The 11,386-nt window shown below is 72.9% G+C and carries 11 protein-coding genes and 1 pseudogene; 8 read left to right on the top strand and 4 right to left on the bottom strand.

Going from position 1 to position 11,386, the window contains the following annotated elements; genetic code table 11:
* Positions 1-362 (bottom strand): annotated as a pseudogene (locus ACFWZ5_RS20665) (hypothetical protein); the annotation flags it as partial.
* Between the two features lie 120 nt (positions 363-482).
* Between ACFWZ5_RS20665 and ACFWZ5_RS20660 the strand changes: the two are divergent.
* On the top strand, positions 483-1,259 hold the full coding sequence (locus tag ACFWZ5_RS20660) for a hypothetical protein (RefSeq protein ID WP_384802602.1): 777 nt from the start codon (positions 483-485) through the stop codon (positions 1,257-1,259).
* Between the two features lie 114 nt (positions 1,260-1,373).
* Here the strand turns inward: ACFWZ5_RS20660 and ACFWZ5_RS20655 are convergent, their stop codons facing one another.
* Positions 1,374-2,651 (bottom strand): DUF1015 family protein, encoded by a 1,278-nt coding sequence (locus ACFWZ5_RS20655; RefSeq protein WP_384802599.1) that lies wholly within the window; start codon positions 2,649-2,651, stop codon positions 1,374-1,376.
* A gap of 71 nt (positions 2,652-2,722) precedes the next feature.
* On the opposite strand from ACFWZ5_RS20655, the gene ACFWZ5_RS20650 reads away from it, so the two are divergent.
* The 4 genes from ACFWZ5_RS20650 (at position 2,723) to ACFWZ5_RS20635 (ending at position 7,386) form a co-directional block, all read left to right on the top strand.
* Entirely contained in the window at positions 2,723-3,781 is a 1,059-nt protein-coding gene (locus ACFWZ5_RS20650) for an HAD hydrolase-like protein (protein ID WP_384802596.1), read from the top strand.
* 667 nt (positions 3,782-4,448) lie between these two features.
* On the top strand, positions 4,449-5,492 hold the full coding sequence (locus ACFWZ5_RS20645) for a FecCD family ABC transporter permease (RefSeq protein ID WP_384802593.1): 1,044 nt from the start codon (positions 4,449-4,451) through the stop codon (positions 5,490-5,492).
* On the top strand, positions 5,489-6,517 hold the full coding sequence (locus ACFWZ5_RS20640) for a FecCD family ABC transporter permease (RefSeq protein WP_384802591.1): 1,029 nt from the start codon (positions 5,489-5,491) through the stop codon (positions 6,515-6,517). The genes ACFWZ5_RS20645 and ACFWZ5_RS20640 overlap by 4 nt, the downstream gene beginning before the upstream one ends.
* Positions 6,514-7,386 carry an ABC transporter ATP-binding protein gene (locus tag ACFWZ5_RS20635; RefSeq protein WP_384802588.1) on the top strand — a complete coding sequence of 291 codons (873 nt, stop codon included), beginning with the start codon at positions 6,514-6,516 and terminating at the stop codon, positions 7,384-7,386. The genes ACFWZ5_RS20640 and ACFWZ5_RS20635 overlap by 4 nt, the downstream gene beginning before the upstream one ends.
* On the opposite strand, the gene ACFWZ5_RS20630 is transcribed toward ACFWZ5_RS20635, so the two are convergent.
* Positions 7,370-7,717, bottom strand: coding sequence for a sterol-binding protein (locus ACFWZ5_RS20630; protein ID WP_384802585.1), 348 nt, complete (start codon positions 7,715-7,717; stop codon positions 7,370-7,372). The two genes, ACFWZ5_RS20635 and ACFWZ5_RS20630, sit on opposite strands and share 17 nt — an antisense overlap.
* A 42-nt stretch (positions 7,718-7,759) precedes the next feature.
* On the opposite strand from ACFWZ5_RS20630, the gene ACFWZ5_RS20625 reads away from it, so the two are divergent.
* The 3 genes from ACFWZ5_RS20625 to ACFWZ5_RS20615 are packed head-to-tail and all read left to right on the top strand — an operon-like array spanning position 7,760 to position 9,820.
* On the top strand, positions 7,760-8,095 hold the full coding sequence (locus ACFWZ5_RS20625; RefSeq protein WP_384802582.1) for a hypothetical protein: 336 nt from the start codon (positions 7,760-7,762) through the stop codon (positions 8,093-8,095).
* Positions 8,096-8,102: 7 nt separating this feature from the next.
* The gene (locus ACFWZ5_RS20620; RefSeq protein WP_384802579.1) at positions 8,103-8,918 is read left to right on the top strand and encodes a TlyA family RNA methyltransferase; all 816 of its coding nucleotides are present in this window, start codon (positions 8,103-8,105) and stop codon (positions 8,916-8,918) included.
* Positions 8,915-9,820, top strand: coding sequence for an NAD kinase (locus ACFWZ5_RS20615; RefSeq protein WP_384802576.1), 906 nt, complete (start codon positions 8,915-8,917; stop codon positions 9,818-9,820). Before ACFWZ5_RS20620 ends, ACFWZ5_RS20615 begins: the two co-directional genes overlap by 4 nt.
* 114 nt (positions 9,821-9,934) lie before the next feature.
* Here ACFWZ5_RS20615 and ACFWZ5_RS20610 read toward each other — a convergent pair whose 3' ends face one another.
* Positions 9,935-11,287, bottom strand: coding sequence for an FtsX-like permease family protein (locus tag ACFWZ5_RS20610; RefSeq protein ID WP_384802572.1), 1,353 nt, complete (start codon positions 11,285-11,287; stop codon positions 9,935-9,937).
* Between the last annotated feature and the right edge of the window lie 99 nt (positions 11,288-11,386).

The raw sequence follows: 11,386 nt of genomic DNA, 5'->3' as shown, positions 1-11,386 counted from the left end.
GTGGTGGTTTCCGTCGTGATGACCGTCGTGATGGCGACCGCGGTGGCTTCCGGCGCGATGACCGCGACCGCGGTGACCGCGGTGGGTTCCGTCGCGACGGTGACCGTCCCGCATTCCGCCGCGACGATCGGCGTGACGACCGTCGCGATGACCGTCGTGACGATCGTGACCGTGGTGACCGTGGTGGTTTCCGTCGTGATGACCGTCGTGACGGGGACCGCGGTGGCTTCCGGCGTGACGATCGTGACCGTGGAGGGTTCCGGCGCGACGACCGCGATCGCGGCGAGCGCGGTGACCGCGGTGGGTTCCGTCGCGACGACCGTCGCGATGACCGGCGTGACGACAGCGGCTTCCGTGGGCACGGGCCGCGGCGTGACGACAGCCGTGGGCGGCCCGGTGGCTACCGTGGCCGCGAGGACCGCGGTGGGTTCCGTCGTGAGGACCGGGACCGGGACCGTGGCGACCGGGAGCCGATCAAGCGGCTGCCGATCCCGGAGGACGTCACCGGCGAGGAGATCGACAAGGACGTACGGCAGGAGCTGCAGAGCCTGCCCAAGACGCTCGCCGACGACGTCGCCAAGAACCTGGTGATGGTCGCCCGCCTCATCGACGAGGACCCCGAGGGGGCCTACGGGTACTCGAAGGTCGCCCTGCGGCTCGCCTCGCGCGTGGCCGCAGTGCGGGAGGCGGCCGGCTTCGCCGCGTACGCGAGCCAGAAGTACGGCGAGGCGCTCGGCGAGTTCCGGGCCGCGCGGCGCATGAGCGGTGGCGTCGAGCTGTGGCCGGTCATGGCCGACTGCGAGCGCGGGCTCGGGCGGCCCGAGCGGGCGCTCGACATGGCAGGGGCGCCGGAGGTGCAGAAGCTCGACAAGGCCGGCCAGGTCGAGATGCGGCTCGTCGCCGCCGGTGCGCGGCGCGACCTGGGCCAGCTCGACGCGGCCATCGTCACGCTGCAGAGCCCGGAGCTCGCCTCCAGCTCCGTGCAGCCGTGGACCGCGCGCCTGCGCTACGCGTACGCCGACGCGCTGCTCGCCGCCGGGCGTGAGGGCGAGGCGCGGGAGTGGTTCGCGAAGGCCGTCGAGTCCGACAAGGACGGCAGCACCGACGCCTCCGACCGGCTCGCCGAGCTGGATGGCGTCGAGTTCGTCGACGCGCTCCAGGAGGGCGACGACGAGAGCGACGCGCAGGCGCAGGGCGATGACGCGGCGGACGCGGGTTCGCGTGCGGACGAGCGCGGCGTGGAGCGCGACGAGGACTGACGTGGCGTATCCACGTACGTAGCGTCGTCATCCACGTACGCAGACACGGACACAGAAGGGGCGGGTCTCGGATCGAGGCCCGCCCCTTCTGGCTGTGTGCGTGCGGAGGGCGGCTCAGTACGCCAGGTCGCGCAGGACCAGGCCCGTCGCCGGCTTCGGGCCGAACGACGTCGACTTGCGGGGCATCGTGACGCCCTGGCGGGCCAGGTGGCGTACGACCTCCTCGCGGACCGGGTGCATCAGGACGGCCGTGCCGCCTTCGCGCTCGGCCTTCTCGACCGTCGCCTCCGTGTGATGGATGTACGCGATGTGCTCCGGGGCGTCCGGGATGCGCCAGAGGTGGTCGAGGAGCGTGGCGTGCAGGACGGTCGCGTCCAGCGTGCGCCACGCCTCCGGATAGCCGGTGGGGACCGTTCGCGCGAGGAGCTCGGGGGACGGCCGGTCCACCAGGTGGAACGAGCCGTCGCCCGCGAGCAGGAAGGCGTTGCCCATGGACGCGGCGTCGGCGAGAGCCGTCAGGGCCTCAGGGAGCGGGCACTCCAGGGTGCGTACCCGGAACAGGCCCTCCAGGGGAGCGAGGGCCTCGGCGACCGGGAGCCGGTGCAGATAGCGGTGGATGGCGCGGACCCGCAGCGGATAGCGGGCCGTGTCCACGAGCAGGACCAGGCCGAAGTCCCAGGGGCCCGGGGACGTGTGCTCGGCGCGCAGCCGCAGGTAGGTGGCCCAGCGGTGGTGGCCGTCGGCGATGAGGGCCTGGTGGCGGGCCAGATCTGACTGGATCTCGGCGATCTCCGCCGGGTCCGTGATCGCCCACAGGCGGTGGCTGAAGCCGTCCTCCGTGGTCGTGGAGAGCAGCGGCTTGTGGTGCGTGGCGCGCTCTATGGCGGCGGCCGCGCCGTTCGTCGGGCCGCTGCTGCGGTACGTCAGGAGGAGCGGCTCCAGGTTCGCTGCCGTCGCGCGCATCAGGGCGGCGCGGTCCTCGATCACGTGCGGCATGACGTCCTCGTGGGGCAGGACGATGCCGTCCGTCCGCTCGGACAGGCGCAGGGCGCCGACGATGCCGCGCTGCACGATGTCGGCGCCGCGCTGCTCGTACACGTAGAGACCGGGGACGGCGTCGGGCTTGAGGATGCCGTCGGCGAGCCACTCGTGCAGGGTGTCCGCCGCCTGCCGGTCCCGGGCGGCCTGCGTGGTGGCCTGCGGCAGGATCAGGCGGACGATGTTGTGCGGGTCGGAGGACTCCAACTGCAGCAGGCCGTCCGGGCGTACGACCACGTCGTACGGAGGTGAGGTCACGGCCGCGAGACTGCCGACCCGTTCCGGGTCGTAGCGCACGCCTCGGAACGAGATCAGGTCGAGGCCTTGGACGTCCGTGTGACCCGCTGTGTTCATTAGTGCATCGTAAGTGTGTCAGTGGCATGCGCGATGATCGGGGGAGCGGATATATCGAGGAGCGATACGTAATGAGCCAGACCGGCAGCCGGACCCCCAGGAGCAGGCCCGCGGGCAGCGCGCAGGCGCTGAGCGAGGCCTACGACACGGCACTGCTCGACCTGGACGGGGTGGTGTACGCGGGCGGCGAGGCGATCGCGCACGCCGTCGCATCGCTGGAGACGGCCCGCTCAGGGGGCATGCACCTCGCGTACGTGACGAACAACGCGCTGCGGACGCCGGACGCGGTGGCGGGGCATCTGACCGAGCTCGGCATCCCGGCGGACGCCTCGGACGTGATCACCTCCGCGCAGGCGGTGGCACGGCTCGTGAGCGAGCAAGTGCCCGCGGGCGCACGGGTGTTGGTGATCGGCGGGGAAGGGCTGAGGGTCGCGCTGCGTGAGCGGGGTCTTGAGCCGGTGGAGTCCGCGGATGACGCGCCGGTGGCGGTGGTGCAGGGGTATGGCGGGCCCGATCTGGCCTGGGGGCGGTTCGCGGAGGCGTGTTACGCGATCGCTCGTGGTGTGCCGTGGTTCGCGTCCAACACGGATCTGACCATTCCGAGTGCGCGGGGCATTGCGCCCGGCAATGGTGCGGCGGTGGAGGTCGTGCGTATCGCCACGGGGGCTGAGCCGCAGGTGGCGGGGAAGCCGTTGCCCCCGATGCATCGGGAGACGATTCTGCGGACGGGGGCCGAGCGGCCGCTGGTGGTGGGGGATCGGCTCGATACGGATATCGAGGGTGCCTTCAACGGGGGTGTGGACTCGTTGCTGGTGCTTACTGGTGTGACGGATGGGGCGCGGTTGCTGGCCGCGCGGCCTGAGCATCGGCCCACGTATGTGGATGCGGATCTGCGGGGGCTGTTGGTGGGGCAGCCTGAAGTGGAGGCTGTGGGTGGGGGGTTCGGGGGGTTCGGGGGGTTCGCTTGTGGGGGGTGGAGTGCGTCTGTGCGGGGGGATGCGCTGGTGTTGGAGGGGGAGGGGCGTGTGATGGATGGGCTGCGGGTGTTGTGTGCTGTCGCTTGGACGGCTGCGGGGGATGGGGTGTGTGAGCTGGATGGGGGGAAGGCGTTGGCTCGGTTGGGGCTGTAGGGGGTGTGGGGTGCGGGTGGGTGGGCCCTCGCGGGGCGCCCCAGGCCCGCCCCTTCACCGAAACCAGGGGGCTTCGCCCCCTGGGACCCCCTTGATCGGCGCTTCGCGCCTCGCCCTCAAACGCCGGGCGGGCTAGAAGCGCTTGAGCTTCCTGGACTTGTTGATGGCTGCTGCCAGGTTTTCCAGTACGGGGGCGCAGCCCGCGTAGCTGTAGCGTTCTTCCATTCTCCTCCGGGACGAACCAGAGGTTGGGCGGCGGGAACATGTTGCTGATCAGCAGGTCCGGCTTCAGGGCCGCGTACTTCTCGATGCTGAGCTGGCCCCAGGCCTCGCCGAGGCTGGTCAGTCTGTCGACATCGAGGTCGCCGGCCTGCGGGTTGGGCCTGCCGTCGACCGTGCTGATGAAGGCGACGATGTTCTTCGGCGTCGACTTCGCGCGGGCCGTCCTGCCCCGGTCGTCCTTCAACGCCCACGCCTTGCCGTCGGCGTCACTGTCGCCGCACGCGGTGAGGAGGGCGCTCAGGTCGAGCGCGCCGCCCGCACCGAGCAGTGTCCGGCGTGAGGGGGTCGGCGGCGGGGTGGGGCGGGACCAGGGCATGCCGGGGCTTCTCTCGTCGGGGGAGGGACGGGAGCGGGGAGGGATGGGAGGGTAGGCTAACCTAACCTCGTGTTGGTCGACAGTCCCCCCGAACCCCGCGCGGAAGCCGCCCCCGCGCCGCCCAACCGCCGTGTCGTACGCGGCGTCGGGCTCGTCCTCTCCGTCGTGCTGCTGCTCGTCGTCGTGCTCGCGAGCATCGCCGTCGGCGCCAAACAGCTGTCCATGGGGCAGGTCTGGCACGGCCTGTTCCAGGACTCGGGGACCTACGCCGACGTCGTCGTGGGCGAGCGGGTCTCGCGCACCCTGCTCGGGGTCCTCGCGGGCGTCGCGCTCGGCCTGTCCGGCGCCGTGCTGCAGGCCCTGACCCGCAACCCGCTGGCCGACCCGGGGCTCCTCGGCATCAACATGGGCGCGTCGGCCGCCGTCGTCACCGCCATCAGCTTCTTCGGCGTCACCTCGCTGAGCGGCTACGTGTGGTTCGCCTTCGCCGGCGCGGCCGTCGTCGGCGCGCTCGTCTACGTACTCGGCGGCACCCGCGGCGCCACACCCGTGCGGCTCGCGCTCGCCGGCACGGCGCTGACCGCGGCGCTCTCCGGCTATCTGCAGGCCGTGATGATCACGGACAACGCCGCGCTCGACAAGATGCGCTTCTGGACGGTCGGCTCCCTGGCCTCGGCCAGGATGGAGACCATCCAGCAGGTCCTGCCCTTCCTCGCCGTCGGCATCGTCCTCGCGGCGGGCCTCGCACGGCCGCTGAACGCCGTGGCCATGGGCGACGACACGGCCCGCGCGCTCGGCGCCCACCTGGCCCGCACCCGCGCCCTGTCCATGGCCTCCGCGACCCTGCTGTGCGGCGCCGCGACCGCGGCCTGCGGGCCCATCGTGTTCGTCGGCCTGATGGTGCCGCACATCGTGCGCTCCTTCACCGGGCCCGACATGCGCTGGATCCTCCCGTACGCGGCCGTCCTGTCGCCCGTACTGCTGCTCGGCGCCGACGTGCTCGGCCGGGTCGTCTCGCGCCCCGCCGAGCTCCAGGTCGGCATCGTCACCGCGGCCATCGGCGCCCCGGTCTTCATCCTGCTCGTACGACGGCGGAGGACGGCTCAGCTGTGAAGGCGATACGCACCCGGGGCGGGCTCTCCGTCCGCCTCGACGTCCGCACGTCCGTCGTCGTGGCGGCGCTCGTCGTCGCCGCGCTCGCCGGCAGCGTCGTACTCATCGGCACCGGCGACTTCCCCATCCCGGCCGCCGACGTCATCCGCACCCTGCTCGGCAACGGCGACGCCGGGCAGGACTTCATCATCAACGAGCTGCGCCTGCCGCGGGTCCTCGTCGGGCTGCTCGTGGGCGGCGCGCTCGGCCTCGGCGGCGCGCTCTTCCAGTCCGTCTCCCGCAACCCGCTGGGCAGCCCGGACATCCTCGGCCTCGGCCAGGGCGCGACCTCCGGCGCCCTCCTGATGATCGTCGTCTTCCAGGGCACCGCGACGCAGGTCGCGGGCGGCGCCCTCGTCGGCGGCCTGGTCACCGGCGCCGCGATGTACCTGCTCGCCTGGAAGCGGGGCGTGCACGGCTACCGGCTCGTCCTCGTCGGCATCGGTGTGAACGCCTTCGCCGTCGCCATGAACGGCTATCTGCTCACCAAGGCCGACTTCGTCGACGCGGCGCGCGCCGTCGTCTGGATGACCGGCTCCCTCAACGGCCGCGACTGGGACCAGGTCTGGCCGCTGTTCTGGCTGTGCGTGGTGCTGCTCCCGCTCGTCGTCGCGCACGCCCGGCCGCTGCGCATGCTGGAGATGGGCGACGACGTCGCGTACGCGCTCGGCGTGCCCGTCGAGCGCACCCGCGTGGTCCTGATGGGCGTCGCCGTGCTGCTCACCGCTGCCGCCACCGCCGCCGCGGGGCCCGTCAGCTTCGTCGCCCTCACCGCGCCGCAGCTCGCCCGCCGCCTCACCCGCTCGCCGGGCCCGAACCTGCTGCCCGCGATGTGCATGGGCGCCACCCTCCTGATCGTCGCCGACTGGGCCTCGCAGCGGGCGTTCGGCGCCGACCAGCTGCCCGTCGGTGTCGTCACGGGTGTGCTCGGCGGCGTCTACCTGCTGTGGCTCCTCGCCACCGAACGCAGGGCGGGACGGGTATGACGCCGGGCCCCACCCCCTCTCACGTGCAACCCCACGACCAGGAGCGTGCCCCTGTGAACCGGCTCATCGCCGACGACGTGACCCTCGGCTACGACCAGCGCGTCATCGCGGAGAAGCTCTCCGTCGAGATCCCCGACAACTCCTTCACCGTCATCGTCGGACCCAACGCCTGCGGCAAGTCCACGCTCCTGCGGGCCCTGTCGCGGATGCTCAAGCCGTCCACGGGCCGGGTGCTGCTCGACGGCCAGGTCATCCAGTCGATGCCGGCGAAGAAGGTGGCGCGCACGCTCGGGCTGCTCCCGCAGTCGTCGATCGCGCCCGACGGCATCACCGTGGGCGACCTGGTGGCACGCGGCCGCTACCCGCACCAGGGCCTGCTGCGCCAGTGGTCGGACGACGACGAGCGGATCGTGCGCGAGTCGATGGAGTCCACCGGCGTCGCCGAGCTCGGTGACCGGTACGTCGACGAGCTCTCCGGCGGCCAGCGCCAGCGCGTGTGGATCGCGATGGCGCTCGCCCAGCAGACGCCGCTGCTGCTGCTCGACGAGCCGACGACGTTCCTCGACATCCAGCACCAGATCGACGTCCTCGACCTGTGCGCCGAGCTGCACGAGGAGCAGGGCCGCACCCTCGTCGCCGTCCTGCACGACCTCAACCACGCCGCCCGGTACGCCACGCACCTCATCGCGCTGCGCGGCGGCGAGGTCATCGCGGAGGGCGCACCGTCCGACATCGTCACGGCGGAGCTCGTCGAGGAGACCTTCGGCCTGCCGTGCCAGATCATCGACGACCCGGAGACGGGGACGCCGCTCGTGGTGCCCGCGGCGCGGCGGCCGCGCAAGCCGGTCCCGGCTACAACAGCTTCCTGAGGCGCAGCAGGTCACGGAAGCCCGCCTCCAGGCGGACCCGGCCCGCGCCCCACGCCTTGGCGAAGTGCAGCTCGCCGTCCACCAGGGCGACCAGGTCGTCACCCGTCATGGCAAGGCGGATCTGGGCCTTCTCGCGCGGCGGGCCGGGGTGGTGGTCGCGTACCACGATCCGGCCGTTCTCCAGGCGGCCCGTGAACGTGACGTCCAGGTCCTTGATGTGACAGCTCAGGGAGCGGTCGAGCGCCGCGGCGGTGCGTACGTCGCCGTCGGCGCCCGCCAGGTTGTCCGAAAGCCGGTCGAGTGCGCTGCGGCACTCCGCCAAGGTCGCCATCGTGATCGACGGTACCGCAGGGCTTCGATGTAGCGTCGTGTCATGAGCGACGACTCCCAGGTGTCCGGCGACGTGCCGGAGCAGGTCCCGGAGGTACCAGCGGCTCCGGGACGGCTTCCGGGGCAGGAGGTTCCGGCGGGTGCTCCGGCGGGTGCTCCGGCGGCGTACGACCCCGCCACGCCCGCCCCCCTCGGCGTGCCCCGCACCGCCACCGGCGACGCCGACGTGGACGCGCGGCTCGACCGGCTCGGCGATGCCGACCACCTCGCCACGGACGGCCACATCGAGGTGTACGAGGATGTCCACCGGGGCCTGCGCGACGCGCTGACCGCGCTCGACGCACGACCCGGGCCGCCTACGTACGACAACAGGAGCTGAACCGAACGTGGCAGGAGTGGCACGCCGCCGCCTCGACGCCGAGCTGGTGCGCCGGAAGCTCGCGCGCTCGCGCGAGCACGCAAGCCAGCTGATCGCCGCCGGTCGCGTGACCGTCGGCAAGACCCTCGCGACCAAACCGGCCACCCAGGTCGAGACCGCCGCCGCGATCGTCGTCACCCAGGACGACAGCGACCCCGACTACGTCTCGCGCGGCGGCCACAAGCTCGCCGGCGCGCTGGCCGCCTTCGTGCCGCAGGGGCTCGTCGTCGAAGGGCGGCGCGCGCTCGACGCGGGTGCGTCCACCGGTGGCTTCACGGACGTGCTCCTGCGCGCCGGGGCCGCGCACGTCGTCGCCGTCGACGTCGGCTACGGCCAGCTCGCCTGGTCCCTGCAGAGCGACGACCGGGTCACCGTCAAGGACCGTACGAACGTACGCGAGTTGACGCTCGACCTGATCGACGGCGTGCCCGTCGACGTGGTGGTCGGCGATCTCTCCTTCATTCCGCTCGGGCTCGTCCTTCCCGCCCTGGTGCGGTGCGCGGCCCCGGACGCGGACCTCGTCCTGATGGTCAAGCCGCAGTTCGAGGTCGGCAAGGAGCGGCTCGGCAGCGGAGGCGTGGTGCGCTCGCCCGAGCTGCGGGCCGAGATGGTGCGCACCGTGGCGCGGCAGGCGTGGGAGCTCGGCCTCGGCGTGCGCGGCGTCACCGCGAGCCCGCTGCCCGGACCGTCGGGGAACGTCGAGTACTTTCTGTGGCTGCGCGCCGGGGCGCCGGAACTCGACCCGGAGGACGTCGACCGTGCCGTGGCGGAGGGGCCCCGTTGAGTCAGACCCGAGCTCGTACTGTTTTTCTCCTTGCCCACACCGGCAGGCCCGCGGCCATCCGCAGCGCCGAACTCGTCGTCCAGGGGCTGCTTCGCAGCGGCCTCGGCGTGCGGGTCCTGGAGGCGGAGGCCGCCGATCTGCCGCTGCCGCCCTCGGTGGAGCTGGTGAAGGAGGCGACGCCCGCGTGCCTCGACGGGTGTGAACTGCTCATCGTGCTCGGCGGTGACGGGACGCTGCTGCGCGGCGCCGAGTTCGCCCGCGCGTCCGGAGTGCCGATGCTCGGCGTGAACCTCGGCCGCGTCGGCTTCCTCGCCGAGGCCGAGCGGGACGACCTGGACAAGGTCGTCGACCGCGTCGTCACCAAGGCGTACGAGGTCGAGGAGCGCATGACCGTCGACGTCGTCGTGCACAGCAACGGCGATGTCGTGCACCGCGACTGGGCCCTGAACGAGGCCGCCGTGCAGAAGATGTCGGCGGAGCGGATGCTCGAGGTCGTCCTGGAGATCGACGGGCGTCCGGTCACCGGCTTCGGCTGCGACGGGATCGTGTGCGCGACGCCGACCGGCTCGACCGCGTACGCGTTCTCGGCGGGCGGGCCCGTGGTGTGGCCCGAGGTGGAAGCGCTGCTCATGGTGCCGATCAGCGCCCACGCCCTGTTCGCCAAGCCCCTGGTGACCTCGCCGGACACCGTGCTCGCCGTCGAGGTCCAGCCGCACACGCCGCACGGGGTGCTGTGGTGCGACGGGCGGCGGACCGTGGAACTGCCCGCGGGGGCCCGCGTCGAGGTGCGCAGGGGCGCCGTGCCGGTGCGGCTCGCGCGGCTGCACCACGCGTCCTTCACGGACCGGCTCGTCGCCAAGTTCGCCCTGCCGGTGTCGGGGTGGCGGGGGGCGCCGCACTGACGCTCCGCCGGGGCGCGGCTTCTCACCGGCACGGGAGCGCGCCGCAGGGGCACGGGAACGCCTCGAAGGTTCGCGGGCAACTGCGCGACCAGCCGCAACGGACCCGCGGCCCCGTCATGTCGCGTTGACCACCGATATCGCGCGGCGCCGCAGCACCGCCGCCACCGGCAGGCCCGTCGCGCCGAGCGTCAGCAGGACCGTGCCCGCCGCGATGCCGGCAGGGACGGCCCACGGCAGATACGGCACCGCCGAGCCGAACGCCGAGCTGAGCATGGGCGCGAGCGTCGCGAGGGCGATGACGCCGCCGACGAGCAGGGCCGTCCCGGCGACGACCACGGCCTCCCACGCCGCCATGGCCCGCACCTGGCGGCGCTGGGAGCCGACGACGCGCAGCAGGGCGAGGTCGCGGCGGCGCTCGAAGGAGATCATCGCGAGCGTGTTCGCCGAGGCGATGGCGGCGAAGCCCGCGTACAACGACGTGCCCATGTAGTCCATCCACACCTCGCCCGGGCTGCCCGCGGTGCCTGTGTGGTGCTCGGCCGTCGTGTGCAGCGCTATCTTCGTGACGCCGAAGCCGACGACCAGCAGCAGCGGGACCACCGCCGCCGAGAAGCGGCGGGGCTGGGAGCGGACGTTCCGCATCGCCAGGCGGGCCGACGCGCCGCCGAACCGGCCCACCACCGCGGACACCAGCCAGGCCGCGGGCCCGATGAGGCGCGGGCCGAGGAGCCCCGCGCCCACGCAGAACAGGATCAGGACGAGGAACGCCCCTTCGCTCGCCTCGTCCGCGGGCTGTCGCGAGAGGACCACGGAGAGGCAGACGGCGCCCGCGACGGCGAGCAGGCCGAGCGGGGCCCGCAGCGCCCCGAGCCCGCGCCGCCCGGCGGCCGCCTCGTCGAGCGCGCGGGCGGGCCGCAGCAGGGAGAACCTGACCGAGGACAGCACGGCGGCGAGCACGGACGTCACCACCGCGACGCCCAGGCACACCGGCAGGGCCAGCCAGCTGAAGCGGAAGGACACCTCGGCCGGGACGAGGCCGTGCCGGACCATGCCCGCGAACCACACGCGGGCGAGCAGCCCGCCGAGAGCGAAGCCGGCCAGGGCGGCGGGCACGGACGCGGCCAGGGCCTGGGCGGCGACCGCGCGGCGGACCTGCCGGGGGCGGGCGCCGATGGAGCGGACCAGGGCGAGCTCGCGGTGCTGCTGCACGACGGCCGTGCCCATCGTCGACGCGACCACGAAGACCGACATGTAGACGGAGCCGATCAGGAGCACCGTCGCGATGTCGCCCACGCCGTTCTCGCTCAGGCGGGCGCGGGTTGTGGGCGAGAGGCCGTCCGTGCTCGTCGTGCGGAGCATCATCGTCGACGCGCTCACGACCGCCGCCGCGAACAGTGCCGCGACCGCCGTGCCGATGAACGCGGGGCGGTGCGCCCGCAGCGCCGCCCGTGCCAGTCCCGTAGTCATGTCGATCATCATGGTGGGCCTGGACCCCCGCCCACCATGGTGATCACCTCCGGATCCTGCGGGGGAAAACCCCACCCCGGCGGGTGACACGCGGCACGG

The organism is Streptomyces sp. NPDC059003 (genome assembly GCF_042740445.1).
Lineage (GTDB): Bacteria > Actinomycetota > Actinomycetes > Streptomycetales > Streptomycetaceae > Streptomyces.
The sequence above is the reverse complement of the archived record's forward strand: the minus strand, read 5'-3'. Positions and strand labels throughout refer to the sequence as shown.

Excerpts from the sequence above, each read along its gene's own strand:
- ACFWZ5_RS20625 (WP_384802582.1), top strand. The coding sequence starts at position 7,760 with ATGAGCGACGACTCCCAGGTGTCCGGCGACGTGCCGGAGCAGGTCCCG.
- ACFWZ5_RS20655 (WP_384802599.1), bottom strand. The coding sequence starts at position 2,651 with ATGAACACAGCGGGTCACACGGACGTCCAAGGCCTCGACCTGATCTCG.
- ACFWZ5_RS20650 (WP_384802596.1), top strand. The coding sequence starts at position 2,723 with ATGAGCCAGACCGGCAGCCGGACCCCCAGGAGCAGGCCCGCGGGCAGC.
- ACFWZ5_RS20610 (WP_384802572.1), bottom strand. The coding sequence starts at position 11,287 with ATGACTACGGGACTGGCACGGGCGGCGCTGCGGGCGCACCGCCCCGCG.
- ACFWZ5_RS20630 (WP_384802585.1), bottom strand. The coding sequence starts at position 7,717 with ATGGCGACCTTGGCGGAGTGCCGCAGCGCACTCGACCGGCTTTCGGAC.
- ACFWZ5_RS20635 (WP_384802588.1), top strand. The coding sequence starts at position 6,514 with ATGACGCCGGGCCCCACCCCCTCTCACGTGCAACCCCACGACCAGGAG.